The sequence below is a fragment of the Micromonospora lupini str. Lupac 08 genome (assembly GCF_000297395.2).
Classification (GTDB): domain Bacteria; phylum Actinomycetota; class Actinomycetes; order Mycobacteriales; family Micromonosporaceae; genus Micromonospora; species Micromonospora lupini.
In genome coordinates this window covers 460,838-484,411 of the sequence record NZ_HF570108.1, presented here as the reverse complement: position 1 = coordinate 484,411, position 23,574 = coordinate 460,838, and the positions used below count along the sequence as shown (strand labels likewise).

23 protein-coding genes are annotated in these 23,574 nt (G+C 71.9%); 12 read left to right on the top strand and 11 right to left on the bottom strand.

Going from position 1 to position 23,574, the window contains the following annotated elements; translation table 11 throughout:
* Nucleotides 1-5: 5 nt before the first annotated feature.
* Genes MILUP08_RS33600 through ligD (MILUP08_RS03460) form a run of 3 tightly spaced genes read right to left on the bottom strand, consistent with a single transcriptional unit; the run spans nucleotide 6 to nucleotide 2,949 of the window.
* Entirely contained in the window at nucleotides 6-1,073 is a 1,068-nt protein-coding gene (locus tag MILUP08_RS33600) for a hypothetical protein (RefSeq protein WP_007454771.1), read from the bottom strand.
* Between the two features lie 33 nt (nucleotides 1,074-1,106).
* Nucleotides 1,107-2,018: a non-homologous end-joining DNA ligase gene (gene ligD, locus MILUP08_RS03465; protein ID WP_007454769.1), complete on the bottom strand. Its 912-nt coding sequence runs from the start codon at nucleotides 2,016-2,018 to the stop codon at nucleotides 1,107-1,109.
* The gene (ligD, locus tag MILUP08_RS03460) at nucleotides 2,008-2,949 is read right to left on the bottom strand and encodes a non-homologous end-joining DNA ligase (RefSeq protein WP_007454768.1); all 942 of its coding nucleotides are present in this window, start codon (nucleotides 2,947-2,949) and stop codon (nucleotides 2,008-2,010) included. Before ligD (MILUP08_RS03460) ends, ligD (MILUP08_RS03465) begins: the two co-directional genes overlap by 11 nt.
* 85 nt (nucleotides 2,950-3,034) lie before the next feature.
* Between ligD (MILUP08_RS03460) and ku the strand changes: the two genes are divergently transcribed.
* From ku to MILUP08_RS03430, 6 genes are all read left to right on the top strand, one after another.
* The gene (gene ku, locus MILUP08_RS03455; protein WP_007454766.1) at nucleotides 3,035-4,057 is read left to right on the top strand and encodes a non-homologous end joining protein Ku; all 1,023 of its coding nucleotides are present in this window, start codon (nucleotides 3,035-3,037) and stop codon (nucleotides 4,055-4,057) included.
* A 74-nt stretch (nucleotides 4,058-4,131) separates the two neighbouring features.
* Nucleotides 4,132-4,770 carry a DUF4241 domain-containing protein gene (locus tag MILUP08_RS03450; RefSeq protein ID WP_007454764.1) on the top strand — a complete coding sequence of 213 codons (639 nt, stop codon included), beginning with the start codon at nucleotides 4,132-4,134 and terminating at the stop codon, nucleotides 4,768-4,770.
* Nucleotides 4,771-4,870: 100 nt separating this feature from the next.
* Nucleotides 4,871-5,587 carry an FKBP-type peptidyl-prolyl cis-trans isomerase gene (locus MILUP08_RS03445; protein WP_083915797.1) on the top strand — a complete coding sequence of 239 codons (717 nt, stop codon included), beginning with the start codon at nucleotides 4,871-4,873 and terminating at the stop codon, nucleotides 5,585-5,587.
* A 123-nt stretch (nucleotides 5,588-5,710) separates the two neighbouring features.
* Nucleotides 5,711-6,601 carry an SCO6745 family protein gene (locus tag MILUP08_RS03440; RefSeq protein ID WP_007454760.1) on the top strand — a complete coding sequence of 297 codons (891 nt, stop codon included), beginning with the start codon at nucleotides 5,711-5,713 and terminating at the stop codon, nucleotides 6,599-6,601.
* Nucleotides 6,602-6,633: 32 nt separating this feature from the next.
* A complete protein-coding gene (locus MILUP08_RS03435) occupies nucleotides 6,634-7,287 on the top strand; it encodes an HAD family hydrolase (protein ID WP_007454758.1) in 654 nt (217 codons plus the stop codon).
* A 28-nt stretch (nucleotides 7,288-7,315) separates the two neighbouring features.
* On the top strand, nucleotides 7,316-8,326 hold the full coding sequence (locus MILUP08_RS03430; RefSeq protein WP_007454754.1) for an NADPH:quinone reductase: 1,011 nt from the start codon (nucleotides 7,316-7,318) through the stop codon (nucleotides 8,324-8,326).
* Between the two features lie 187 nt (nucleotides 8,327-8,513).
* Here MILUP08_RS03430 and MILUP08_RS03425 read toward each other — a convergent pair whose 3' ends face one another.
* Nucleotides 8,514-10,163: a fatty acid--CoA ligase gene (locus tag MILUP08_RS03425; RefSeq protein ID WP_007454752.1), complete on the bottom strand. Its 1,650-nt coding sequence runs from the start codon at nucleotides 10,161-10,163 to the stop codon at nucleotides 8,514-8,516.
* Nucleotides 10,164-10,219: 56 nt separating this feature from the next.
* On the opposite strand from MILUP08_RS03425, the gene MILUP08_RS03420 reads away from it, so the two are divergent.
* Nucleotides 10,220-10,711 (top strand): NUDIX domain-containing protein, encoded by a 492-nt coding sequence (locus tag MILUP08_RS03420; RefSeq protein WP_007454749.1) that lies wholly within the window; start codon nucleotides 10,220-10,222, stop codon nucleotides 10,709-10,711.
* Between the two features lie 111 nt (nucleotides 10,712-10,822).
* Here MILUP08_RS03420 and MILUP08_RS03415 read toward each other — a convergent pair whose 3' ends face one another.
* Nucleotides 10,823-11,932 (bottom strand): NAD(P)/FAD-dependent oxidoreductase, encoded by a 1,110-nt coding sequence (locus MILUP08_RS03415; RefSeq protein ID WP_007454747.1) that lies wholly within the window; start codon nucleotides 11,930-11,932, stop codon nucleotides 10,823-10,825.
* A gap of 147 nt (nucleotides 11,933-12,079) precedes the next feature.
* Here MILUP08_RS03415 and MILUP08_RS03410 point away from each other — a divergent pair, with 147 nt between their 5' ends.
* On the top strand, nucleotides 12,080-12,937 hold the full coding sequence (locus MILUP08_RS03410) for a helix-turn-helix transcriptional regulator (protein ID WP_007454746.1): 858 nt from the start codon (nucleotides 12,080-12,082) through the stop codon (nucleotides 12,935-12,937).
* Between the two features lie 39 nt (nucleotides 12,938-12,976).
* On the opposite strand, the gene MILUP08_RS03405 is transcribed toward MILUP08_RS03410, so the two are convergent.
* Nucleotides 12,977-14,653 carry an MDR family MFS transporter gene (locus MILUP08_RS03405; protein ID WP_007454745.1) on the bottom strand — a complete coding sequence of 559 codons (1,677 nt, stop codon included), beginning with the start codon at nucleotides 14,651-14,653 and terminating at the stop codon, nucleotides 12,977-12,979.
* 111 nt (nucleotides 14,654-14,764) lie between these two features.
* Nucleotides 14,765-15,304, bottom strand: coding sequence for a type 1 glutamine amidotransferase domain-containing protein (locus tag MILUP08_RS03400; protein WP_007454744.1), 540 nt, complete (start codon nucleotides 15,302-15,304; stop codon nucleotides 14,765-14,767).
* Nucleotides 15,305-15,484: 180 nt separating this feature from the next.
* Between MILUP08_RS03400 and rfaE2 the strand changes: the two genes are divergently transcribed.
* Both rfaE2 and MILUP08_RS03390 read left to right on the top strand, forming a co-directional pair.
* A complete protein-coding gene (gene rfaE2, locus MILUP08_RS03395; protein WP_007454743.1) occupies nucleotides 15,485-17,281 on the top strand; it encodes a D-glycero-beta-D-manno-heptose 1-phosphate adenylyltransferase in 1,797 nt (598 codons plus the stop codon).
* Complete coding sequence (locus MILUP08_RS03390; RefSeq protein ID WP_007454742.1) at nucleotides 17,278-18,156, top strand: glycosyltransferase family 2 protein; 879 nt, start codon at nucleotides 17,278-17,280, stop codon at nucleotides 18,154-18,156. The genes rfaE2 and MILUP08_RS03390 overlap by 4 nt, the downstream gene beginning before the upstream one ends.
* Nucleotides 18,157-18,163: 7 nt before the next feature.
* Here the strand turns inward: MILUP08_RS03390 and MILUP08_RS03385 are convergent, their stop codons facing one another.
* From MILUP08_RS03385 to MILUP08_RS03375, 3 genes are read right to left on the bottom strand one after another with little or no spacing between them, the layout of a single operon-like run.
* On the bottom strand, nucleotides 18,164-19,270 hold the full coding sequence (locus MILUP08_RS03385) for a glycosyltransferase family 9 protein (protein ID WP_007454740.1): 1,107 nt from the start codon (nucleotides 19,268-19,270) through the stop codon (nucleotides 18,164-18,166).
* Nucleotides 19,271-19,278: 8 nt separating this feature from the next.
* Nucleotides 19,279-19,830 carry an Hsp20/alpha crystallin family protein gene (locus tag MILUP08_RS03380; RefSeq protein WP_007454738.1) on the bottom strand — a complete coding sequence of 184 codons (552 nt, stop codon included), beginning with the start codon at nucleotides 19,828-19,830 and terminating at the stop codon, nucleotides 19,279-19,281.
* On the bottom strand, nucleotides 19,827-20,333 hold the full coding sequence (locus MILUP08_RS03375) for a DUF2231 domain-containing protein (RefSeq protein ID WP_007454737.1): 507 nt from the start codon (nucleotides 20,331-20,333) through the stop codon (nucleotides 19,827-19,829). The genes MILUP08_RS03380 and MILUP08_RS03375 overlap by 4 nt, the downstream gene beginning before the upstream one ends.
* A 164-nt stretch (nucleotides 20,334-20,497) precedes the next feature.
* Here MILUP08_RS03375 and MILUP08_RS03370 point away from each other — a divergent pair, with 164 nt between their 5' ends.
* On the top strand, nucleotides 20,498-21,115 hold the full coding sequence (locus MILUP08_RS03370; RefSeq protein ID WP_007454734.1) for a pyridoxamine 5'-phosphate oxidase family protein: 618 nt from the start codon (nucleotides 20,498-20,500) through the stop codon (nucleotides 21,113-21,115).
* 115 nt (nucleotides 21,116-21,230) lie between these two features.
* Here MILUP08_RS03370 and rfbD read toward each other — a convergent pair whose 3' ends face one another.
* Nucleotides 21,231-22,235, bottom strand: coding sequence for a dTDP-4-dehydrorhamnose reductase (rfbD, locus tag MILUP08_RS03365; protein WP_007454732.1), 1,005 nt, complete (start codon nucleotides 22,233-22,235; stop codon nucleotides 21,231-21,233).
* 542 nt (nucleotides 22,236-22,777) lie between these two features.
* Here rfbD and MILUP08_RS34335 point away from each other — a divergent pair.
* The coding region (locus MILUP08_RS34335; protein ID WP_475027863.1) for a collagen-like domain-containing protein at nucleotides 22,778-23,574 on the top strand (797 nt) is incomplete at its 3' end.

Genomic DNA, 23,574 nt, shown 5'->3' with positions numbered 1-23,574 from the left:
TCAGCTCACTCGGGTGCGCCACGATCCCAGTCGAAGCCGGCACGGGCGAACGCGACGCTGCCGTCACCTGTGGCATAGACCTTGATGCCCCTCAGTCCCAGCGAGCGACTGAGGTTCTCCACGTTGGACATGAGGCGTTGGAAGAGCCCGGTGTCGGTCGCCTCGTCGGCGATGCGAATCTCGTCGAGATACGTCATCCTGCGCGGGAAGGAGAGACGCAGCTCCAGCAGGGCCCGCAGCACTCCGCTCGATGCGATGCGCAGTGAGACGGCTCCTCCGCCGTCGGCATAGAGCGAGACCTCGACCCGCGCCTCGGGCAGCTCCGCCGTCAACACCTCGCAGAACTGGCGTGGCGTCAGCTTCATCCACTGCCGCCAGGCGGCGACTGTCGAGTCGTCGGCCCGGTCGATCGTCAGCTTCGGTTCCGTCGCCCGCAGGTCCGCCGGCGTCAGCGCCTCGATCCCGGCGGGCCGGTCCCGGGCCCGGGCCTCCTCGTACGGGGCCAGCGGCACCCCGGCCTGCACCAGGAGCCGGTCCCAGTCCGGGTCGGGCCAGAACGAGCCGGGCAGCAACTCGCCCACCGCACACCAGAGCTCATGCCACCGCCGCACGGCACGAAGCGGCCGGAGGCCGAGTCGCATGGCGGCGACCATCACGCACCGATGCAGCAGCAGCGTCGCGGCGAGAGCGTCCAGGTTCACCGCCGGCCCGTCGAGGGCACGCAGCGCCGCGGCGGACTCCCGTTCCATCTCGGTGTACGCCACGAGTTCCGGCGCGTCCGTGATGCGTACGGGGATCGGCGCGTCCAGCAGCGAGTCGGCGTCGGCCGGTTGCCACACGACGTCGTCGTTCAGCAGGATCATCCGCAGCTCCTGGCCATGGTGATGCACCACGATCTGCAGCAGCGGAGCCCCCTGGGGCAGTGCTCCGCGCTTCAGCCACGCCACCGCCTCGGCGTAGAGGCGCAGGCTCTCACCGATGGCCGGCACCGTGACGACCAGGGCGGGGCCGTCGGGCTCGACCCGCAGCGCCGGAAGCTCACCCAGCGCATCGACAAGCTCACTCTGGTGCATCGACGAACTGTAACGGCAGATGCCTCGCCGGTCTCAGTCGGGCAGTTCGGGCCCACCGTCGAGCAGCGCGGCCAGCAGGTCCCCGTACTCCTCGACCCTGGTCAGGACCTCGGCGGCGGTGAACGGGCGGACGGCCGGTCGCCGACCGCGGGCGCCGGCCTCGACCTCGTCCCAGGTCAACGGCGTCGACACCGACGGCACCGACTGGGCGCGCAGCGAGTACGGCGCCACAGTCGTCTTCGCCGCGTTGTTCTGGCTCCAGTCGATGAAGACCTTGCCCGGACGCAGGTTCTTCGCCATCTTCGACACGATCAGCTTCGGGTGGGCCTTCTCCAACTCCTGGGCGATCCGGCGCGCGTAGGCGGAGACGTCGTCGGCGGACTGGGTGCCCGCGATCGGGCAGCACAGTTGCATGCCCTTCTTGCCCGACGTCTTCGGGTACGAGTCGATGCCGTCGTCGGCGAGCCGGTCGCGCATCAGCACGGCCACCGGGCAGCACTCGGCGAGCCCGGCGGGCGGCCCCGGGTCCAGGTCGACCACCATCATGTCGGGTTGCTCGTCGACCTTCCACTGCGGCGTGTGCAGCTCCAACGCGGCGAGGTTGGCCAGCCAGACCAGGGTGGGCAGGTCGTCGGCGACCACGTAGTCGATGGTCTCCCGACCCTTCGTCGAGCCGGGCGCGGGCAGCGTCTCCACGCGCACCCAGTCCGGCGTTGACGCGGGCTTGTTCTTCTCGAAGAAGGACTTGTCGTCCACGCCGTTGGGGAAGCGGATCCGGGTGACCGGGCGGTCGGCCAGGTGCGGCAGCAGCACCGGGGAGATCCGGGTGTAGTAGTCGATCACCTCGCCCTTGGTGAAGCCGACCGCCGGATAGAGCACCTTGTCCAGGTTGGACAGCTCCAGCGGCCGACCCTCGACGTCCACCCGTAGCTTCTCAGCCGGCATCGTCGACCTCCTCCGGCGGCTTGTCCGGGCGCAACCGCAGCACCCGGGGGAAGCGCAGCCGGCCGTCGGGGGTGCGTTGGCCGTACTTCACCTCCACCACCACCCGGGGTTCTACCCAGATGGCGCCCCGGGCATCCTCGCGCGGCACGCCCGGCGCGAACGGTGACACGCCGGAGCGCAGCGGCTCCAGCTCGGTGAGGAGCTGCCGTTCGATGGCCGCGCCGATCCCGCCGCCGACCCGACCCCGGTAGATCAACCGACCGTCCGGGCCGGGCACCCCGACCAGCAGCCCGCCGATGCGGCGCGCGCCCGGCCGCCAGCCGCCCACGACGAAGTCGCCTGTCACCTCCAGCTTGACCTTCACCCAGTCCGGGGAGCGCACCCCGGGGCGGTAGACGGCGCCGACCCGCTTGGCCATCACGCCCTCCAGGCCGTGCTCCCCGGCCGCCTCGTAGGTCGCCGGGCCGTCGGCGAAGACCGGCGGCACCGCCCACCGGAGGCCGCCCAGCCCCAGCTCGTCCAGGGCCTCCCGGCGGCGCTCGTACGGCCAGCCGGTCAGGTCCTCGCCGTTGCGGCGCAGGAGGTCGAAGATCATGTACGTGACCGGCATGACCGCCGCCAGCCGGGCCGCCTTGTTGCGGTCCCGCACGTGCATCCGCTCGGCGAGGGCCGTGAACGAGGGCTGCCCGCCCTGGCCGAGCAGCACCACCTCGCCGTCGAGCAGCACGTCGTCGACCTGCTCGGGAAGGGTGGCCAGCTCGGGGTACGCGGCGGTGATCTCCACGCCGGAGCGGGCGTACAGGTGCTGGACGCCGCCGGAGATGTCGGCGAGCGCGCGGACCCCGTCCCACTTGAACTCGTACGCCCAGCCGTCACCCGCCGGGAGCGGCCCGGTCATCGCGAGCATCGGCTTGAGCGGCGCGCCGGGCACGACCCGACTGTAGTAGCAGGCGGAACACCTCGCGTGGAGTTCCAACGGATGCGAGCATGGTCGATACCGGGGAAGGGAGCGCAGGATGCGTGCCATCTGGAAGGGAGCCGTGTCGTTCGGGCTCGTCTCGATCGGGGTGAAGCTCTACTCGGCGACCGAGGAGAAGGACATCCGGTTCCATCAGGTACACCGTGAGGACGGTGGCCGGATCCGCTACAAGCGCACCTGCTCGGTCTGCGGCGAGGAGGTCACCTACGACGACATCGCCAAGGGCTACGACATCGGCGGCGGCGAGATGGTGATCCTCACCGACGAGGACTTCGCCGACCTGCCGCTGACCAGCTCCCGCGCGATCGACGTGCTGGAGTTCGTCCCCGCCGAGCAGGTCGACCCGATCCTCTACAACAAGGCGTACTTCCTGGAGCCGGAGGGCACGGCGACCAAACCGTACGTGCTGCTGCGCGACGCCCTCACCGACTCGGAGCGGGTGGCGATCGTCAAGGTGGCGCTGCGCCAACGCGAACAGCTCGCCACGTTGCGGGTCCGTGAGGGCGTACTGCTGCTCAACACGATGCTCTGGCCGGACGAGATCCGTACGCCGGACTTCGGTTTCCTCGACGAGGACCTGAAGGTGCGCCCGCCGGAGCTGGCCATGGCCAGCTCGCTCATCGACTCGATGACCGGCGAGTTCGAGCCGGACGTCTTCACCGACGACTACCGGGCCGCGTTGCAGGAGGTCATCGACGCCAAGGTGGAGGGTCGCGAGGTCGTCCAGCCGGAGGAGGCCGAGGAGGCGCCGGCCGCGGCGGTGGACCTGATGGCCGCGCTGAAGGCATCGGTGGACCGGGCCCGGGCGGCACGCGGCGAACAGCCCACGCGCGGTGGGGGCGGCGGCGAGCCGACGCCCATCTCGTCGGCCCGCTCGGCGCAGAAGGCGGCCGAGAAGAAGGCCGCCAAGGCGCCCGCGAAGAAGACCACGGCGAAGAAGACGGCCGAGAAGAAGACCACCGCGAAGAAGGCCGAGCCGGCGAAGAAGACCGCCGCGAAGAAGGCGGAACCGGCGAAGAAGACGGCCGCGCGCAAGACCGCACCCCGCAAGAGCGCCTGACCGTACGGCGGCGACGAAGGGTGTCCGCCGGACCGGGTACGCTCCGCCGGCCGTTGGCCACCGGAGGAGCCCCCATGCCGTACACCCCTGACCTGGACCGGTTGTTGACGCCCGGTGCCCGCTTCACCGACGAGTACGGCGCGTACCTGATCGAGGCCCATCGGGTGGATGACGTCGTGCTGCCCACCGGCCAGGTGGTCGGGTGCGACCCGCTGGTCTGCCCGGAGGCCGAGCCGTACACGGTGACAGTGGCGCCGGGACGGTATCCCGCCCGCGCCTGGGTGGCCGTGGTGCTCCGGGAGGGCGCCGAGGTGGACCGGCGGGTGGCCGCGCTGCAACTGGTGGTCTCGGACGAGCCGGCGATCCGCTGGGAGCCGGCCGTCGCGGGCGACCAGGACGTCGCCGCGCTCGGTCCGGACGACTACTTCGGGTACGGGGTGGACGCGGGCGCCGGCACGCTCGCCGACCCGACGGCGCTCGCCGTCCTCGACGGCTGGGACCACGACCAGGTGGAGGAGGTGTTCATCCCCGACGAGCTGCCCGTGTCGCCGGTCCGGGGCCTGATCACCGCCGTCCTCGACGAGGCCACCGGCGCCAACGTCGTCACCGTGGCCACGGGTTGGGGCGACGGCTGCTACGGCACCTGGATCGGGCGCGCGGCCGACGGCGGCGTGACGTCGTTCGTGACCGACTTCATGGTGATCCCGAAATAACGTCCCGCGGGGGCCTCTCTGGGCGATCCGAGGCATCCGGGGCGGGCACGGCGGGCCGCCGGGCGAGTACCGTGTGCGTCGGCTTTCCCCCCGGCACCGGGTGCCGGCCACACCTTCGCAGCAGGGAGTCGACGACGTGAGCGAGCGCACGCAGGAGAACCGGTCGGAGGGCCAGAGCCCGGCGACGAAGGCGGGGCGGCGGCTGGCCGCCCAGCTGGCGGCGCAGAAGGCCGCCGAGGCGAAGCGCCGCCGCCAGGCGTGGGCGGGTGGCCTCGCCGGCGTCGCGGTGATGGCGCTGCTGATCGGCGGTTTCGTGTGGATCGACCGGAACCGGGACGACGACAAGCCCGCCAACCAGGCCGGCGCGACCCCGTCCGCCTCCGCCCCGGCCGCGGACGCCCCCACCGCGCCCCCGGCGCCGCAGCTGCCTGAGGGCGCCGACCCGGCGCTGGGCACCAAGCCGACGGTGGCCGCCGGCAAGGGCGAGCTGAAGAAGCTCACGGTCACCCCGGTGATCAAGGGGAAGGGCCCGGCGGTGAAGAAGGGCCAGACCATCACCACCAACTACGTGGGTGTCTTCTACAAGGACGGCAAGGAGTTCGACTCGTCCTGGAACGCCGGGCAGCCGGCCACCTTCGCCATCGGCGTGGGTCAGGTCATTCCCGGCTGGGACCAGGGCCTGGTCGGCGTGACCGTGGGCAGCCGGGTGCAGCTCGACATTCCGGGCGAGCTGGGGTACGGCAACGACGAGGCCAACGCCAACGGCCGCCCCACCGGTCCGCTGCGCTTCGTGGTGGACGTGCTCGCCGCCCAGTGACCCGTCCGGATCGCCCCGGTTGTCGCCGTGGCGCGATGGACTTGTTCACATCGGGCTTCCTGCCCGTCACCCTCCGGCAGTAGGTTCGGCGTCACCCCGGGCGGCCCGCCGTCCGGGGTGACCATGCGGACCTGGGACGCGGAGGTGCACGTGACGGCGCTGGACGAGCCCGGGCGGACCGCCCGGTTGATGTGGACGCACTTCGAGCCGGTGCACGCGGTCACCTACTTCCATCCCCGAGCGCGGGCCGCGACCGAGGTGGTCGGGCTGCGCGGCTACTGGCGGGGCTACTTCGCCGGCCGGGCCGCGCCGCTGGGCGCCGTCGAGGCCGCTCCCGTGATCGCCGCGTTCTTCAGCTTCGCACCACCCATGGTGAGCCGGGCCCTGCCTGCGGTCTGGCGACTGGCGACCCCGCAGGAGTCGCTTCGCGCGCGGCTGACCGGTGCCGTGCAGGCCCTCGCGGAGCTGACCTACGAGCTGCCCGAGGGGCACCTGGCCGAGGCCGCCGACCTGCTGGAGCGGGCCGCCTCGGCGGCGCAGACCCCCGGGCGGGTGCTCGGCGCGGCCAACGCGGCCCTACCGGTCGGGGAATACCCCCTCGCGCGCCTCTGGCAGGCCGCCACCACGCTGCGGGAGCTGCGCGGCGACGGGCACAACGCCGCCCTGGTGGCCGCCGGCCTGGACCCGGTGGAAACGCTGGCCTGGCGGGTCGCGGTGGACATGTCGGCGGAGAACCTGCTCGGCCGGGGCTGGTCCGAGGAGCAGTGGCGGGCCGCCCGCGAGCGGCTGACACAGCGCGGCTGGTTGACAGTCGACGGCACGGCCACCGACGTCGGTCGCGCCGGGTTCCAGGCGGTCGAGGACGCCACCGACCTGGCCGCCGAGCATCCCTGGCGGGTTCTCGGCCCGGACGACACCAACCGCCTGCGTGAGCTGCTGGAGCCGATCGCCCGGTCCTGTCACACGGTGATCCCGCCGAACAGCCCGATCATGCTGCCCGCGCTGCCCGGCTGACCGGAGGTCGGTCTCTCGGGCAGGATGGGCCCGTGGCGGATGCGGTGGTTTTCGACCTGGACGGCGTGATCGTGGATTCCGAACCGGTCTGGGAGGAGGTCCGGCGGGCGTACGTGGCGACACACGGTGGGGCCTGGCAGCCGGACACCCAGCACCGGCTGATGGGCATGAGCACCGGCGAGTGGGCCCGCTATCTCAGCGGTGAGCTGGGCGTGCGGCGCAGCGCCGAGCAGGTCGCCGACGAGGTGGTGCGGGAGATGGCCCGGCGCTACCAGGAGCACGTGCCGTTGATCGACGGCGCCGACGACGTGGTGCGCCGGTTGGCGGCGCGGTGGTCGCTGGGGTTGGCCAGTTCATCGCCGACCCGGCTGATCGCGGCGGCGTTGGAGGCCACCGGCCTGACCGGCGCCTTCGGCGCGACCCTGTCCACCGAGGAGACCGAGCGGGGCAAGCCGGCGCCGGACGTGTACCTGACCGTTGCGCGCCGCCTCGGTGTCGACGCGACCCGCTGCGTGGCCGTGGAGGACTCGTCAAACGGCGTGCGGTCGGCCGCGGCGGCGGGAATGCGGGTGGTGGCCGTGCCCCACAGGTCGTACCCCCTCGACGGAGACGCCGCCGGGCTCGCGGTCGTGACGCTGGGGTCGATCGGCGAGTTGACGCCGGAGTTGGTGGAGGGGCTGGGTTGACGCGAGCAGAGTGGGGAAGGAACAACTGATGAAAGCCATCGTGTACGAGCGCACCGGCGACCCCTCGGTGCTGGAGCTGGTCGACCGCCCGGTGCCGGAGCCGGGGGCGGGTGAGGTGCTGGTCCGGCTGGCGGTGTCGGGGGTGAACCCGACGGACTGGAAGTCGCGGCGGGCCTTCCCGCCCGACGGCTGGCAGATCCCCGGGCAGGACGGCGCGGGCGTGGTGGAGGCGGTCGGCGAGGGCGTCGACCGCGAGCTGATCGGCCAGCGGGTCTGGATCTGGGAGGCGGCCTGGCAGCGGCCGTGGGGCACCGCGGCGGAGTACACGCTGGTGCCGGTGCGGCAGGCGGTCCCCCTGGGCGACGCCTCGTTCGAGTTGGGCGCCAGCCTGGGCATCCCGTTCCTCACCGCACACCGCTGTCTGACGGCGGGCGAGTTCATGCCCGACGCGCTGCGCGCCGGCGCGCTTGCCGACCACACGGTGCTGGTGCAGGGCGGCGCGGGGGCGGTCGGCAACGCGGCGATCCAGCTCGCCCGTTGGGCCGACGCGACGGTGATCGCCACGGTGAGCAGCGCGGAGAAGGCACAGCTCGCGGCGGCGGCCGGCGCCTCCTATGTGATCAACTATCGCGAGCAGGACGTGGTCGAGGAGGTCGGCAAGATCGCCCCCGACGGGGTCCACACGATCGTGGAGGTCGCGCCGGCCACGAACGCGGCGGCGGACGTGCAGATGATCCGGCAGGGCGGCGCGGTCTGCGTGTACGCCGACAACGGCGGCACCGAGGTGACGCTCCCGATCCGCCCGCTGTACGTGGTGAACGCCCGCTGGCAGTTCGTGCTCGTCTACACGGAGCCGAAGGCGGCCAAGGCGCAGGGTGTGGTCGACGTGGCTGCCGCGGCCAACCAGGGCGGCGTCCGGGTCGGCGCGGACGCCGGCCTGCCGCTGCACCACTACCCGCTGGCCGACACGGCCGGGGCACACCAGGCGGTCGAGGACTCGGCGGTGGGCAAGGTGCTGATCATCACCAGCGACGCCTGAACGGGTCGCTGGGCACCCGATTTCCCCGTCATCGGGACAGACCCGAACAATTTTCGCAACAATGACGGTGCGGGGTCACCCCGTGTGGAGCGGGCGGCCCCGGCGCGGTGCGAACGCCGGGGCCGCCCCTGGGGAGGAATGTCAGGAGTACTCCTCTGCCCAACAGGCGACAGTGCCCGGTAAAACGTTACGGTGCTGTCAGCTCCCGGACAGTCAGCTCACCGTCGGCGTACCGCGAACGGACGACCTTCTTGTCGAACTTGCCGACGCTTGTCTTCGGCACCGTGTCGATGAACGCCCACCGCTCGGGCAACTGCCACCGGGCCACCGACCCGGCCAGGAAGTCCCGCAGCTCCTCGGCGGTCACCGACGCGCCCTCGCGGACCACCACCGTCGCCAGCGGCCGCTCGTCCCACCGCTCGTCCGGTACGCCCACCACGCACGCCTCCCGCACGGCCGGGTGCGCCATCAGCGCGTTCTCCAACTCCACCGACGAGATCCACTCACCGCCGGACTTGATCACGTCCTTCGCACGGTCGGTGAGCGTGATGTACCCGTCCGAGGAGAGCGTGCCCACGTCGCCGGTACGCAGCCAGCCGTCGCGGAACTTCTCCTCGTCCGGGGTGTCGTCACCGACGTACCGCGCGGTCACCCACGGCCCGCGGACCTCCAACTCGCCCACGGCCGTGCCGTCGGCGGGCAGCGGGTCACCCGACGGGCCGACGATCCGCGCCTGCACGCCCGCCGGCACCCGTCCCTGGGTGTAGCGGTAACGCCAGGCCTGCTCACCTGTCGCACCGGCGGGCGGACGCGAGACCGACCCCAGCGGCGACATCTCGGTCATCCCCCAGGCGTGGATGACGTCGATCCCGTGCCGCTCGTCGAACGCGTGCATCAACGCCGGCGGGCAGGCCGAGCCACCGACGATCACCTCGGTGAGCGACGACGTGTCCACGTCGTGGCTGTCCAGGTAGGCCAGCAGGTCGGTCCAGATGGTCGGCACCGCCCCGGCCAGGGTGGGCCGCTCGGCGGCGATCATCTCGGCGATCGGCGCGGCCTGGAGGAAGCGGTCCGGCATGATCAACGACGCGCCGGAGAGGAACGCCGCGTACGGCAGACCCCAGGACATGGCGTGGAACATCGGCACGATCGCCAGCTCGCGGTCGGTCGGCCCGAGACCGAAGCCCTCCGGCATGCAGACCTGCAACGAGTGCAGGTAGATGGACCGGTGCGAGTAGGCGACGCCCTTCGGGTTACCTGTGGTGCCCGACGTGTAGCAGAGGGCCGCGGCGTCCCGCTCGTCCACCTCGGGCCAGTCGTACACCTCGGGCCGGTCGGCAAGCAGCGCGTCCCAGTGGTGCACGGTGATCCGGTCGCCGGCGGCGGCCACCAGCGGCGCCGGGTCGCCACCGCCGACCACCACCACGTGCCGCACCGTGGCCAACTCGCCGATCACCCGGGCCAGCAGCGGAATGAGCGTGCTGTCGACGAGCACCACCCGGTCCTCGGCGTGGTTGGCGATGTAGGCGACCTGGTCGGGAAAGAGCCGCAGGTTGAGGGTGTGCAGCACCGCGCCCATGCTCGGCACCGCGAAGTAGGCCACCAGGTGCTCGTTGTTGTTCCACATGAAGGTCGCGACCCGCTCGTCGCCGGTGACCCCGCACTCGTCGCGCAGCGCGTGGGCCAGCCGGGCGGCGGTGCGACCCACCTCGGCGTACGTCATCCGACGGGGCTCGCCGCCCGTCCAGGTGACCACCTCGGCGGTGCCGTGCACCCCTGCGCCGTGGTCGAGGATCCGGGAGACCTGCAGGGGGGCGTCCATCATCGTGCTACGCATGGGTAACAAGCTAGTGTCGGCGGTCACACGTTGGGAACCCCCGTAAATTGTCGCAGGTGAGCATCTCCTGGGCCGACTCGTACGTGGGGCAGTTACGCGCGCTCGCCGGGGACCGGACGCTGATGTTCGTCGGCGCCCGAGCCGTGGTCAACGACGACGCGGGGCGCATCCTGCTCATCAGACGCTCGGACAACGGCCAGTGGGCCATGCCCGCCGGGGCGATGGAGCTGGGCGAATCGATCGCCGACTGCGCGGTCCGCGAGGTCCGCGAGGAGACCGGCCTGCGGGCGCTGCGGGTCTGCGCCTTCGCCCTCTACACCGGCCCGGACCGGACCAGCACCAACATGTACGGGCACACGTACCAGGTCTTCACCACGGCGTTCAAGGTGGAGGAGTGGGACGGTCAGCTGGAGCGGATCACCGACGAGACCACCGACGCCGGCTTCTTCCCCCGCGACCGCTTCCCCACCCCACTCTCCGGCTCGGTGTTGGAAACCCTGGCCGACCTGGACGTCTTCGAGCAGACCAACCGGCTGATCCTCAAGTAGCGCCAGCCACGGGCTTGATCGACTCCAGATCGCCGAAGTCGGGGTATCCGAGCGCCTAGGACACCCCGACTTCCATGATCTGGAGTCGATCAAGCTTGCCGGGCGGCTTCGTCAGGCTGCGGTGGGGCCGAACTGCTCGGTGAAGCGGCCGGTGAACAGGTCGACGCCCTTGTACTCGGAGACCGTCGCGGCGGGGACGACGGCCGGGCCGTCCGGCGTGGGCATCTGGCCGACACCGTGCCGCGACCCGAGTGGGACCAGGATCATCGGGTCGGACATCGGTTGGTAGGTGGCCGTGGGCTGCTCGCCGCGCAGGTGCGCGACGATGTTCTGCGCCACCACCTCGGCGTGCCGCAACGCGTACGCGGCCATCTTGTCCTCGGCGACATCGGTGAGGTCGCCGATCGCGTAGACGTGGTCGAGGACGTTGCCCGTCCCACGGACGTTGAGGGTTTCGGTGACGGGCACCTGCCCCTGCGCGGTGAGCGTGGTGAGCCGACCGTCGGCGAGGTAGTCGCTGTTGACGTGCACGCCGTAGGCGCGGAACCAGATGTCGGCGGTGATCTCGTCGCCGTCGGTGGTGGTGGCCGTGCAGGTCGCGGCCCGATTGGCCTCGGTGGTCAACGGCGTGGCCAGGCTGGTGCCCAGCCGCACCTCGATGCCCAGCTCGTCGAGCTGCCGGTGCAGGTCCTCGCGCATCTCGGCCTTGAAGCCGGGCAGCAGTTGCTCCGCCGGATCGACGATCATCACGTGCTTGTCCGGCCAGGCCTCCTTGATCTCACCGGCCAGCTCCAACCCGACCGGCCCCGCGCCGAGGATCAGCACCCGCCCGGCGCCGACCAGCTCCTTGTTGGTCCGGCGCAGGTCGTCGAGCGCCTCCGCGACGGAGTCGGCCGTGGGTCTGGCCGGGTAGGCGTAACCGGAGCCGGTGGCCAGGACCAGGTAGTCCGCCGTGACACGCTGACCCGAGGCCAGCGTGACGCCGCCCGGATCCACCGAGACCGCTCGATCTCGGATCACCCTGGCCCGGGTGAGCACCGTGTCGAACGGGAAGAACATGGTGCCGGCCCAGTCCGGCCGGGTCAGCGCCCGCAGCGATCCGGCGACGTTGACGAACGCGTCCCGAGGATCGATGAGGACGACATCCGCCTCGGCCTCCAGCGCCTTGGCAACCGCCGTGCCCCCGTAACCGCCGCCGACGACCACAACCGTACGACTCATGATTTCTGCTCCTGCCGAGGGAAACCGCGCTCGACCGCTGTCGGGCGCCTCCCCCAACGGTCGTGAGCCGGACGGCGGACAGGGAGACCGGCGTGAAGCTGGTAGCAGCAGGGACACCATCCGACGGGCCGACGTTGCTACGTTCGGATGGTGAGCGACAACGAGCTCGGGCTGTTTCTGCGCGTCCGCCGTGAGGCGGTGACTCCGGCCGAGGTGGGACTCCCCACCGGGCCGCGTCGCCGCGCCGCCGGGCTACGCCGCTCCGAGGTGGCGGCCCTCGCCGACGTGAGCGTGGAGTACGTCACGAGACTCGAACAGGGCCGCGACCGCCGGCCGTCTCCGCAGGTGCTCGCCGCGCTCGCCAACGCACTTCGGTTGACCCGCAACGAGCGCGTCCACCTGCACCGCCTCACCAAGGCGAGCGATCCCGGCTTCAACTGCCGAGGTCAAAGCACCGCGGCACGCTCGGTTCGCCCGACCGTGCAGGCACTGCTCGACCGTCTCGAACCCACGCCCGCGGTGCTGCTCAACCAACCCAGCGACATCCTCGCCCACACCACCGGGTTCCAGCGGCTGGCCGCACCGACCGGAATGCTGGACGCGGCCGAGCCCAACCTCGCCCGTTTCGTCCTCACCGACAGCCGCGCCCGCAGCGTGTACCCGGACTGGGACCACGTCGCCGACGAGCAGGTCGCCGCCCTCAAGCAGGGCCCGTTTCGGGCCTACCCGCCGGTGGCCGCGCTTGCGGACGAGCTGACCGTCACTGCCGGCGACGCCTTCACCCATCGCGTCGAGACGGTTCCCGGCCTGGCGCAGCCCAGCGGCATCTTCCGCCTGGCGCATCCCGAGGCGGGCATGCTCCGGCTCGCGTACGAGACCCTCGAACTTCCCGCCGAGGACGACCAACGCCTGATCGCGTACCTGCCCGCCGACGCGGCGACCTCCGCCGCGCTCGACCGTCTCAACGGCCAACACCCGCAGCCGCTCCGCCTCGTGGCCGGGTGACACCGACCGCCCCGGTTCGGGGCGGTCGGCAGGCACCTGTCAGATCATCGTCTGGGACTTGGACTCCATGTCGGCGGCGGCCTCCTCCTTGGACTCCCGCGTCAGCGGCTTACCGCCCGGCGCTGCCGCCTTGCCGCCCAGCGGGTCGGCGCCGCCTGTCGCACCCCCGGGGCCGGCCCCGCGCAGCGTGCTGTTGGGCATTGCCAGGGTGACGAGCACCGCCACGATGGCGACGAGCCCGGCGGTCAGGAAGACCAGGTGCAGCGACTCCACGAACGACGCCTGGATGGCCGACCGGACGGCGCCGGGCAGCGCCATGATGGTCGCCGGGTCGTTGATCGAGATGTTCGTACCGCCGCTCGCCGCTACCGCCGCCCGCTGCTCCGGCGGGAGCTGGGCGATCGCGCCGGGCAACCGGTCGGCGAGCTGCGAGTTGAGCCGCGACGACAGCACCGTGCCGAGGATCGCCACCCCGAACGAACCACCGAGCGACCGGAAGAACGTCGCCGAGGAGGTGCCGGCGCCCAGGTCGCGGACGGACACCGCGTTCTGGACCGCGAGGACCAGCGACTGCATGCACAGACCGAGGCCGACGCCGATCACCACCATGAAGCCGAACGCCACCCAGAGCGACGTACCCACCTGCAACCGGGTGAACAGGAGCATGCCGACCAGCAGGGTCGCCGACCCGGCCACGGGGAACCACTTGTACCTGCCGATCCGACTCATGGCCCGGCCGGTGAGGATCGAGGTCACGATGATGCCTGCCATCATCGGCAGCATCAGCAGACCGCTGCGGGTCGGCGAGGCGCCCTTGACGATCTGCAGGTACAGCGGGATGAAGATGATCGACCCGAACATCACCAGACCGAGCACGAAGCCGGCGGAGTTGGCAAGCGCGAACGTGGCGCTGCGGAACAGCCGCAGCGGCAGGATCGGCTCGGCGACCCGCGCCTCCTGGAGCACGAAGAGCACGGCCAGCACCGCACCGGCGACGAAGAGGCCGATGATCAGCCCGGAGCCCCACGGGTACTCGTTCCCGCCCCAGCTCAGCGCGAGCAGGAGGCAGCTCACCCCGGCCACCAGCAGGCCGGCGCCCAGCCAGTCGATCGCGTGGTCCCGGCGCTCGAACGGGATCAGCCGCATCACGTGGTAGCAGACCACGATGGCCAGGATCGCCAGCGGCACGTTGATGTAGAAGATCCACCGCCAGTCGGTCTCGGCGAAGTACCCGCCGACCAGCGGGCCGGCCACCGACGCGATTCCGAACACCGCTCCGAAGAGACCCTGGTAGCGGCCTCTTTCCCGGGGTGAGACCACGTCCGAGATGATCGTGAACGCCAGCGTCAGCAGACCACCGGCGCCGAGGCCCTGGATGCCCCGCGTGATGATCAGCTGGGTCATGTTCTGCGACAGGCCGGCCAGCAGCGACCCGAGCAGGAACGTGCCGATGGAGAAGAGGAAGACCGGGCGACGCCCGTACAGGTCGGCCATCTTGCCGTACAGCGGGGTCGACGCCGTCGAGGCGAGCAGGTACGCCGTGACCACCCACGAGTAGTGGTTGATCCCGCCCAGCTCACCGACGATTGTCGGCAGGGCCGTGCCGACGATGGTCTGGTCGAGGGCGGCCAGGAGCATGCCGGTCATCAGGCCCAGCATGAGCAGCCGGATCTGCTGGCGATTCAGTACCGGCGCGGCAGAGGCTTCGGTGGTCATCAAGCCCTCTTTCCCGACCACCCCAGAACATGCGTTGATCATGAAGTTATTGCCCCGACACGCCGAACGGGGAGGCAATAACTTCATGATCAACGAGGGCCAGGGGCGGGGTCAGGCGGCGAAGGTTTCCGTGATCTTCGCGCAGAAGGCGGGGAGGTCGTCCGGCTTTCGGCTGCTGGTCAGGTTGCCGTCCGTCACGCACTCCTCGTCGACCCAGGTCGCGCCGGCGTTGGTCAGGTCGGTCCGCAGGCTGGGCCAGGAGGTGATCCGCCGGCCGCGCACCACGTCCGCCTCGATGAGCGTCCACGGGCCGTGACAGATCACCCCCACCGGCTTGCCGGCGTCGAAGAACGCCTTCACGAACCGCACCGCGTCCGGGTCGGACCGCAGGAAGTCCGGGTTCGCCACACCGCCCGGCAGCACCAGCGCGTCGTACCCGGCGGCGTCCGCCTTGTCCGCGGTGACGTCCACGTCGTACGTCTTGGACTGGTCCAGGTGGTTGAAGGACTGGATGGAACCGGGCTTGAGCGAGACCAGCTCGGCCGTCGCGCCGGCGTTCTCGACGGCCTCGCGCGGCTGGACGTACTCGACCTCCTCGACGCCGTCGGCGGCCAGGAAGGCGATCCTCTTGCCCTGCAATGTCGCTGCCATCTCGGTACATCTCCTTTCCGGGGTACCCCAATTTCCTTCCCGACCCCCAACGCCCGAAACACCCCACGTCGGTGACGACGGGCACCGCGTCGACGAGGGCGGGACGAAAGGCCGCGGACCTGCGGCGCAGCCGGTCCCGGCGCAGGTTTGTCCCGAGGGCCGCTGGGGACCCGGGGAGGCATGGCAGGAGCAGCAGCGGAACAGCGCCGGCTCGCCACCGTCGTGGAGAGCTGGCTCGGGCGCCCGGTCCTGATCGTCGGCGACGCCATGCTTGACGAGTGGCGGTTCGCCGACTCCGACCGGCTCTGCCGGGAGGCGCCCGCACCGGTCCTCACCCTGCGTCGACGGATCTCCGCCGCCGGTGGGGCCGCGAACACCGCGGTCAACGTCGCCACCCTCGGTGGTCGGGCCGTGCTTGTGGCGCCGGTCGGCGCGGACGTGGCCGGCGACGAACTGCACGACTGCCTGGACCGGGCCGGCGTCTGGGACCGTACGGTCAACCAACCCGGTCGGCCCACCCCGGTGAAGCGGCGGATGCTCGCCGGCAACCAGATCCTGCTCCGGGAGGACTCCGGCGACGCGGACGACGCGCTCGACCCGGACGGGGTGGCCCGGCTGCTCACGGCGCTGGACTGCGCCACCGAGGAGCTGCGCGCCGCCGCCGGCGGAGAGGCGCCGACCCTGGTGGTCTGCGACTACGGCCTGGGGGCACTGCCCGCGCCGGTCCGCGCGTGGCTTGTCGAACAGCGCGAGCGGTACGCCACTGTGGCGCTGGACGCCCACGACCTCGCCGACTGGCGGGGGCTCGCGCCGACGGTGGTCACCCCCAGCTTCGCCGAGGCGACCCGGCTGCTGGCCCGTGCCGGCGGTGCGAACCGCTCGACCGCCGGCACCGACCTGCACCTGGAACACCCGGACAGCGATCCGGCCGACGGGCCGTCCGAGCTGAGCGTCGGCGCCGCCCCGGGCGGGGCCCACGCCGACGACCGACCCGGCCCGGTCGGCGAGCCCACCCCGAGCGAGGGTCGGGTGGCCCTCACCGGCGACGGCCTCAGCGTCACCGGCACCGGCGTCACCGTGAACACCGAGGCCGGAGCGGGCGTGGACCGGGCCGTACTGGCCGAGTCGCGCCTCGCCGAGCTGCGCGCGCACACCGGCGCGGACGTGGTCGCGGTGACCCTGGACACCGACGGCGCGGTGGTCGGCGGCGCGGACGGGGAACGGCGGCGCAGCCACAGCACCCCGGTCCCCGCGAGCCACGCCGTGGGCGCGGGAGACGCGTACCTGGCGGCCATGACGCTGGCCCTGGCCGCCGACGCGCCGCTGCCCACCGCCGCGCAACTCGCCCAGCTCGCGGCCACCATCACCGTGTCCGACACCGGCACCTGCGTGTGCCTGCGGGACGACCTGCTCGCCGCCCTCGACATGCCGTCGGAGACCACCGGGCACCCGGCGGTGGTCGGCACCGACGAACTGGACGCGATCGTCGCCGAACACCGCGAGGCGGGCCGGTCGGTGGTGTTCACCAACGGCTGCTTCGACGTGCTGCACCCCGGGCACGTGCGTTACCTGGAACAGGCCCGCGCCCTGGGTGACCTGCTCATCGTGGCGGTCAACTCGGACGGCAGCGTACGCCGGCTCAAGGGGCCGGACCGGCCGGTCAACCCGGTCGAGGACCGGGGCACCCTGCTGGCCGCGCTCTCCTGTGTCGACCACGTGGTGGTGTTCGAGGAGGACTCGCCCGCCGCGCTGATCGAGGCGGTCCGGCCCGACGTGTACGTCAAGGGCGGCGACTACCCGCCCGAGCTGGTGCCGGAGGCGCCGCTGGTGCGCCGGCTGGGCGGTCAGGTGCGCACCCTGGGGTACGTGCCGGACCGGTCCACCTCGGCGATCATCGAGCGGATCCGGTCGCACAGCCAGGACCCGTCGTCGCACGCCACCGACCCGTCGCTGAGCCCCCGCACCCAGGCGTCGTGAACCGGCCCCTCGCCGTCGGCACCCCGGCGGAGTTCCGCGCCGACCGGCTGGTCGACGTGCTGGTTCCGACCCGTAACCGGCCCGCCGAACTGGCCGTCACCCTGGCCGGGCTCGCCGCACAGGGCGGGGTGCCCGGCTTCGGCGTGGTGGTCAGCGACCAGTCCGACGGCGATCCGGCGTACGCCCACCCGGCCGCGGCCACCATGGTCCGGGCGCTGCGCCACGCGGGCCACCCGGTGCTGTTGACCCGCCGACTGCCGCGCCGCGGGTTGGCCGAGCACCGCGCCTACCTGCTCGCCGCGTCGTCCGCCCGGTACGTGCTCAACCTCGACGACGACGTGTGGCTGGAACCCGGGGCGCTGCACCGGCTGGTCACCGCGATCGAGGAGCTGGGCTGCGGGTTCGTCGGCAACGGCGTGCACGGCCTGTCGTACACCGACGACGTGCGGCCGGAGGCACACCGGCACTACGAGGAGTGGGTCGGCCGGCCCGTTCCGGAGCGGGTGCGGCCGGGCACCCCCGAGTGGGACCGTGCCCGCATCCACTCGGCGGCGAACCTGCTGCACGTCACCGCCGAGCTGGCGCTGCCGCCGGGGGCGTGGCGGGCGTACAAGGTGTCCTGGATCGGCGGATGCGTGCTCTACGACCGGGCCAAGCTCGTCGACTCCGGAGGCTTCGACTTCTGGCGACGGGTGCACGAGAAACACCAGGGCGAGGACGTTGCCGCCCAGCTCGCGGTGCTGGCCCGCCACGGTGGGGCGGGCATCCTGCCCAGCGGCGCCTACCACCTGGAGTCCCCCACCACCGTCACCGAACGCGACGTGGAGGCGTGGGAGGTCGTCCTCGCCGACGAGGACACTCCGCAGCCGGCCTGAGCGCCGGCTACGGGTTGAGCAGTTCGCCTGCCGCTTCCCACACCTCGGCCGCCGGCACGTCGGCGACGAACGAGTCGCGGTGCGGGCACTCGCCGTCGCCCGGCCGGTGCGGGTAGATGCCAGGCGTGCAGTCCACCCCGCAGACCGGGCAGTGCACCATCCAGGAGCTGATCGGCCGGTGCCGCCCGCGCAGCGGTGTCGCCGTGTTGATCAGGTTGCCGACCCAGAAGATGCCCACCGTCGACGCGCCCACCGCGGCGGCCAGGTGCAGCGGGCCGGTGTCGTTGGAGATCACCAGCGCGCAACCGGCGTAGCAGCCGGCCAGCCCACCGAGGCTGAGCGTGCCCACCTGCGGCCGGACCGGCACGCCCGCCGCCGCGACCACCTCGTCCACCACCTCCCGCTCGGAGGGCGTACCGGTGACCAGCACCTCGTACCCGTCGCCGTGCAGCGCGCGGGCCACCTCGGCGAACCGCTCGGCCGGCCAGCGGCGTCGGGTGTCGCTGGCGCCGGGATGCAGCGCGACCCGGGGGCGGGTCGGCGGGCCGAGCACCTTCTCCGCCTCGGCCCGGTCGGCGTCGGTGACCGCGAGCGACGGCACGATTGTGGTCGCCGGGGCGCCCACCAGGGCCACCGCCTCCAGATAGCGGATCACCTCGTGCTGGTAGTACACGTAGCGGACCCACCGGTCCAGCGGCGGCGCGTCCTCGGCGCGCAGACCCGCCGTCACCCGGGCACCGAGGCGGCCGATCAACGGGTTGGTGTTGGCACCACCGCCGTGGACCTGCAACGCAAGATCGAAACCCTCGCCGCCGGCCGCCGCCACGAACTCGTCCATCGTGGACTCCGGCTCACCCGCCTCCGGCTGCCGGATGCCGGGGCCCGGCGGCACCACCAGCACCCGATCCACCGGGCCGGGGCGGTCGCGCCAGAGCTTCGCGTGCCACGGCGCGCCGAGCAGCACGATCTCCGCCGAGGGGTACGCGGCGCGCAACGCGTCCAACGCCGGCAGCACGAAGATGAAGTCGCCGAGGGCGTTGGCACGCAGCACCGCGATCCGGTGCACATCTTCGACTCGCCCGGCCGTCGGGCCGAGCAGGGACGGGGTGACCACGCGGTCCGCTACGGCCGGTCGATCTCGCCGACGGTGTCCGGGTGGTGCAGCTCCCGGTCCGCGGCGGGATCGGCTGGGCTCGGCGTACCCCTGGAGAGGCCGCCCGAGCGCGGCCCGGTGCGGCCGACGGTGATGGTGCGCGCCGTGGGCCGCGCCGCCCGGGGCAGGCGGACCCGCAGCAGACCGTGATCCATCACCGCGTCGATGCCCTCCGGGTCGACGCGGGACGGCAGGTCGATGCGGTACTCGAAACCGCGGGTCTCGAAGCCCTCGGGAATGCCCTGCTCGGCGTTGACCTCCGCCTCGGAGCGGGCCCGCACGCACAGCTCGCGGTCGTCCAGCTCGACGGCGACCTCCTCCGGCGCGACGCCCGGCAGCCGGACGACCACCTGCCAGCCGTCCGCGGTCTCGGTCAGCTCGACGTCTGACGACCCGGCCCGGCCGCCGACCAGCCGGCTCAGCTCGGCGCGCAACGACTGCAACTCGCCCATCGGGTCCCAGCCCTGCTGCCGGCCGCGCCAACCCCGGCCGGAACCGCCGGTCTGCTGCTGCTCGCTCATCGCACGTCTCCGATCCGCTGGTTGGCCGCGGTGGGCCGCAGTGAGCTGGGCGCGTCCAGACCGGCGTCGCGGTCGACGCCCACGCCGAGCCGGTCGACCAACTCGCCACCGAGCCAGGCGCTGATGCCGAGGATCGCCACGGCGACCACCTCGATGGCGATCAACGACCCGCCGGCGGCCCGCGAGTCGGCGTTGAGCCGAACCGCCCACACCGCGGCGAAGAGCAGGATCACCGCGACGTTGGCGCCCGCGTGCAGCAGGCCCACCCGCTTCGCGCGGGTGCCGGTCGGGATCGCCAGCAGGTCGAACGAGCCGGCCACCGCGGCGAGCAGGCCGCCGACCAGGCCGACGGTGATGTTCCAGTACGCGACCTCGCCGAGGAAGTCGGGCCCGCCGACCGTGTCGACGATGTCGAACAGCAGCGCGGTGACCAGCAGCGCGACCGGAAACATGACCAGCATCGGATGGACTGGGTGACCCAGCACCTTGAGTCGGCTCTCCATCTCCCGGCCTCCACTGGTCGGCGTTCCTGCGGACGGTACGTGCGGCGGGCGCGTCGGTTCAGGCCGTACCCCCGGCGACCGGGAGCAAACCTCGCGCTGGCCACGCGGGCCTAGGCTGGCGACGGTGGCGCCGCCACCCGGGTCAACGGCTGGGGGAGGATCACGTGACGGTGGAGATCACCTCGCACGAGGAACTACGCGAACTGCTCGGCACGCCGGGCGTACGCGCCGCGAACAAGGAACGCACCCGCCTGCACGAACGGGACCGGCAGTGGCTCGGCGCGGCGCCGTTCTGCCTGATGGCGACGGCCGGCGCCGACGGCACCTGCGACGTCTCACCCAAGGGCGACCCGGCCGGGTTCGCGCTGGTGCTGGACGACACGACGATCGCGCTCCCGGAGCGGCCGGGCAACAGGCGGGCCGACGGCTACCGCAACATCCTGGACAATCCGCACGTCGGACTGCTCTTCCTGATCCCGGGTCGCACCGACACGCTGCGCATCAACGGGCGGGCCCGACTGGTCCGCGACGCGCCCTGGTTCGACGACATGGTGGTCAAGGGGCACCGCCCGGTGCTCGCCGTGGTGGTGGAGATCGAGCAGATCTTCTACCACTGCGCGAAGGCGTTCCTGCGGTCCGCGCTGTGGCAGCCGGAGACCTGGCAGCCCGACGCTCTGCCGTCCCGCGCCCGCCTGATCAAGGAGGTCGAGGCGCCCTCCGAGAACCTGGAGGACCTGGAGAGGTACTACGGCCCGGAGTACGCCAAGAAGATCTACGTCTGACGTCGTACCCGTCGTGGTCGGGCCGACCGACCGGTGGTGTCGCCGGACGACTCCCGGCCTGGTCTCCGGTCAGGCAGCCGACGAGTAGGCACTCAGGTCACGCAGGCGGCACGGCTCACCCGCTCTGCGGACCGCCGCTCGCGTTCGCCGTCACCCGCACCGCGGACGGCGTCGTCGACCACGCACCGGGCGTGATGGTCGTGCGGGGTCGCGCGGCAACGGGCGGGACCGTTCTCGCCGCCTCGGCCAGTTTCGCGAGCCCGGGGCTCTGCAGAGCAGCGCGAAGCTGGGTGCGCCAGTCGTCCATCAACTCCAGGCCGGCTTCCGCCCACCGTCGGCGCGTGAGCACGCTGAACGCCGGCCGGCGCGCCAGTCGCGGGAACCGGTCGGTGGTGGTCGGCCGCACACGGTCCGGGTCCAGACCGCATTCCTCGTACACGGCGCGGGCCAGGCCGTACCAGGTGGTGCGCCCTCCGGCGACGCCGTGGTAGATCCCGGCGGTGAGTTGGCCGGCGCGGGCCGCGTCGCCAAGGCCGGCGATCCCCTCGGCGAGCATTGCCGACCACGTCGGCTGCCCATGCTGATCGGCCACCACCTGCACGTCGGGCCGGTTCGCCGCGAGCAGGAGCATGGTCGCCACGAAGTTGGGGCCGTGGTCGCCGTAGAGCCAGGCCGTACGCACCACGTAACCGGTGTGCGGCAGGATGGCCCGCACCGCCCGCTCGCCGACGAGTTTGCTGCGCCCGTACGCGTTGACGGGCGCCGGCGGAGCCGCCTCGTCCAGCGGCGCCTTCCCGTCCCCGGCGAACACGTAGTCGCTGGATACGTGAATCAGGTGCACGCCGTGGTCGGCGCAGGCGCCAGCCAGGTGTCGTACGCCATGACCGTTGACCGCAGTGGCGAGTTCCTCGGCCGTCTCCGCACCGTCCACGTCGGTCCAGGCTGCGGCGTTGACCAGGATGTCGTGTCCCGGGACGGCGCGGGCGACGGCCGCCGCGTCGGTGATGTCGAGTTCGTCGTGAGCGGCGGCGGTCACCACCGTGCCGGGTCGGGCGCGTAACACCTCGACGATGTCGCGCCCCAGCATGCCGCCCGCACCGGTGACGAGCCAGCGGATCATCGCCGCTCCGCCAGCACCGATGGGCCCCGCACTGTCCGCGGCAGTGCGCGCTGCGAAGTCGGCGGATCGACCTCCGGTCGGACACCCGAGAAGAAGGCCGGCGGCGGGAAAAGGGACGCAGGTGCCGTCGGCGCGGGCGTGGAGGACATGGTCGAGGCGACCGGCACGGCGTCAGCCAGATCACGACGGAGACTGCGTAGCTCAACCTCGACCATAGTGCTGACGACGCTAACCTCTTGTTTGCCCCAAGCTTGGTTAAATCATAACAAAACACCCACCGGCGCTCTTCGCACCAGGCGGGTCGAGGCTGGCTCACGCCATGCGCCCCCGCGCCTGGCGCACCGCCCCGACGTCTGGCGCATAGGCCCAGCCTGCGGGGTGGCCGGACCAACAGGACGCCGACCTAGAGATAGCACCGTGACCACCCAAAAGCCTCATAACGGTCATGCTTCGCGAATCCGTCGCCTACTCTGCAATTCGCCGACAACCGTACGTCACGAGTAGGTAGCTCTGGGTGCATCTGGGGCGGCCCTGGAGGGGTCATGAGCAACGACCGACGGCTGCGGCGGGGGCCGAAGCATGGCCGCGCCGCCTCAGGATTGAGTTCCGCCCTGCTGTTGGTCGGGATGACGGGTGGGCCCGCAGCCGCAGCGCCACCCAAAGAAGCGGAATCGTCCTCCCAGGGCATGCATCTCGGTACGCCGGGCCCGGTCGGCCAGTACGGCGGGCTCCCGTTGTACTGGCCGACCGCCTTCCGAGACGACGGTGGATCTGACGACTCGTGGAAGCCCTCCCCCGGCACACCACCGGACTGCGGCCCGCAAGGCTGGCAGGGCCCGTGGGGTGGGCATGACAAGGGGGGCAAGCAGCCGGACCGGGGCCACCCCCATGGTTCGAAGGGCAGTCAGGGCGCGCAGGGCGACGCGGGTGCTCAAGGTTTCCAGGGCTCGCAAGGCGAGGCCGGCGCACAAGGCGAGACCGGCGCACAAGGCAGCCAAGGCGCACCGGGCGACACCGGCGCGCAAGGCGCACAGGGCAACAGCGGGGCGCAGGGGACTCAGGGTTTCCAGGGCGACAGCGGTCCGCAGGGGGCGCAAGGTTCCCAGGGCGCCCAGGGCAACACCGGCGCACAAGGCAACAGCGGCGCGCAGGGAGCTCAAGGTTTCCAGGGGGCCCAAGGCGACGCCGGGGTACAAGGCGCGCAGGGCAGCCAGGGCAGCACCGGGTCACAAGGCAGCCAAGGGGCACAAGGCGAGACTGGTGCCCAAGGCACCCAGGGCGACACGGGTGCTCAAGGCACCCAGGGCGACACGGGTACTCAAGGCACACAGGGGATAGG

What these genes read in the sequence shown, in the direction of transcription:
- ku (WP_007454766.1), top strand. Translation starts at nt 3,035, where the DNA reads ATGCGTGCCATCTGGAAGGGAGCCGTGTCGTTCGGGCTCGTCTCGATC.
- ligD (WP_007454769.1), bottom strand. Translation starts at nt 2,018, where the DNA reads ATGCCGGCTGAGAAGCTACGGGTGGACGTCGAGGGTCGGCCGCTGGAG.
- MILUP08_RS03450 (WP_007454764.1), top strand. Translation starts at nt 4,132, where the DNA reads ATGCCGTACACCCCTGACCTGGACCGGTTGTTGACGCCCGGTGCCCGC.
- rfbD (WP_007454732.1), bottom strand. Translation starts at nt 22,235, where the DNA reads ATGATCCGCTGGCTCGTCACCGGTGCGGGCGGCATGCTGGGGCGCGAC.
- rfaE2 (WP_007454743.1), top strand. Translation starts at nt 15,485, where the DNA reads ATGGCAGGAGCAGCAGCGGAACAGCGCCGGCTCGCCACCGTCGTGGAG.
- MILUP08_RS03410 (WP_007454746.1), top strand. Translation starts at nt 12,080, where the DNA reads ATGGTGAGCGACAACGAGCTCGGGCTGTTTCTGCGCGTCCGCCGTGAG.
- MILUP08_RS03415 (WP_007454747.1), bottom strand. Translation starts at nt 11,932, where the DNA reads ATGAGTCGTACGGTTGTGGTCGTCGGCGGCGGTTACGGGGGCACGGCG.
- MILUP08_RS03405 (WP_007454745.1), bottom strand. Translation starts at nt 14,653, where the DNA reads ATGACCACCGAAGCCTCTGCCGCGCCGGTACTGAATCGCCAGCAGATC.
- MILUP08_RS03430 (WP_007454754.1), top strand. Translation starts at nt 7,316, where the DNA reads ATGAAAGCCATCGTGTACGAGCGCACCGGCGACCCCTCGGTGCTGGAG.
- MILUP08_RS03425 (WP_007454752.1), bottom strand. Translation starts at nt 10,163, where the DNA reads ATGCGTAGCACGATGATGGACGCCCCCCTGCAGGTCTCCCGGATCCTC.
- MILUP08_RS03440 (WP_007454760.1), top strand. Translation starts at nt 5,711, where the DNA reads ATGCGGACCTGGGACGCGGAGGTGCACGTGACGGCGCTGGACGAGCCC.
- MILUP08_RS03375 (WP_007454737.1), bottom strand. Translation starts at nt 20,333, where the DNA reads ATGGAGAGCCGACTCAAGGTGCTGGGTCACCCAGTCCATCCGATGCTG.
- MILUP08_RS33600 (WP_007454771.1), bottom strand. Translation starts at nt 1,073, where the DNA reads ATGCACCAGAGTGAGCTTGTCGATGCGCTGGGTGAGCTTCCGGCGCTG.
- MILUP08_RS03400 (WP_007454744.1), bottom strand. Translation starts at nt 15,304, where the DNA reads ATGGCAGCGACATTGCAGGGCAAGAGGATCGCCTTCCTGGCCGCCGAC.
- MILUP08_RS03380 (WP_007454738.1), bottom strand. Translation starts at nt 19,830, where the DNA reads ATGAGCGAGCAGCAGCAGACCGGCGGTTCCGGCCGGGGTTGGCGCGGC.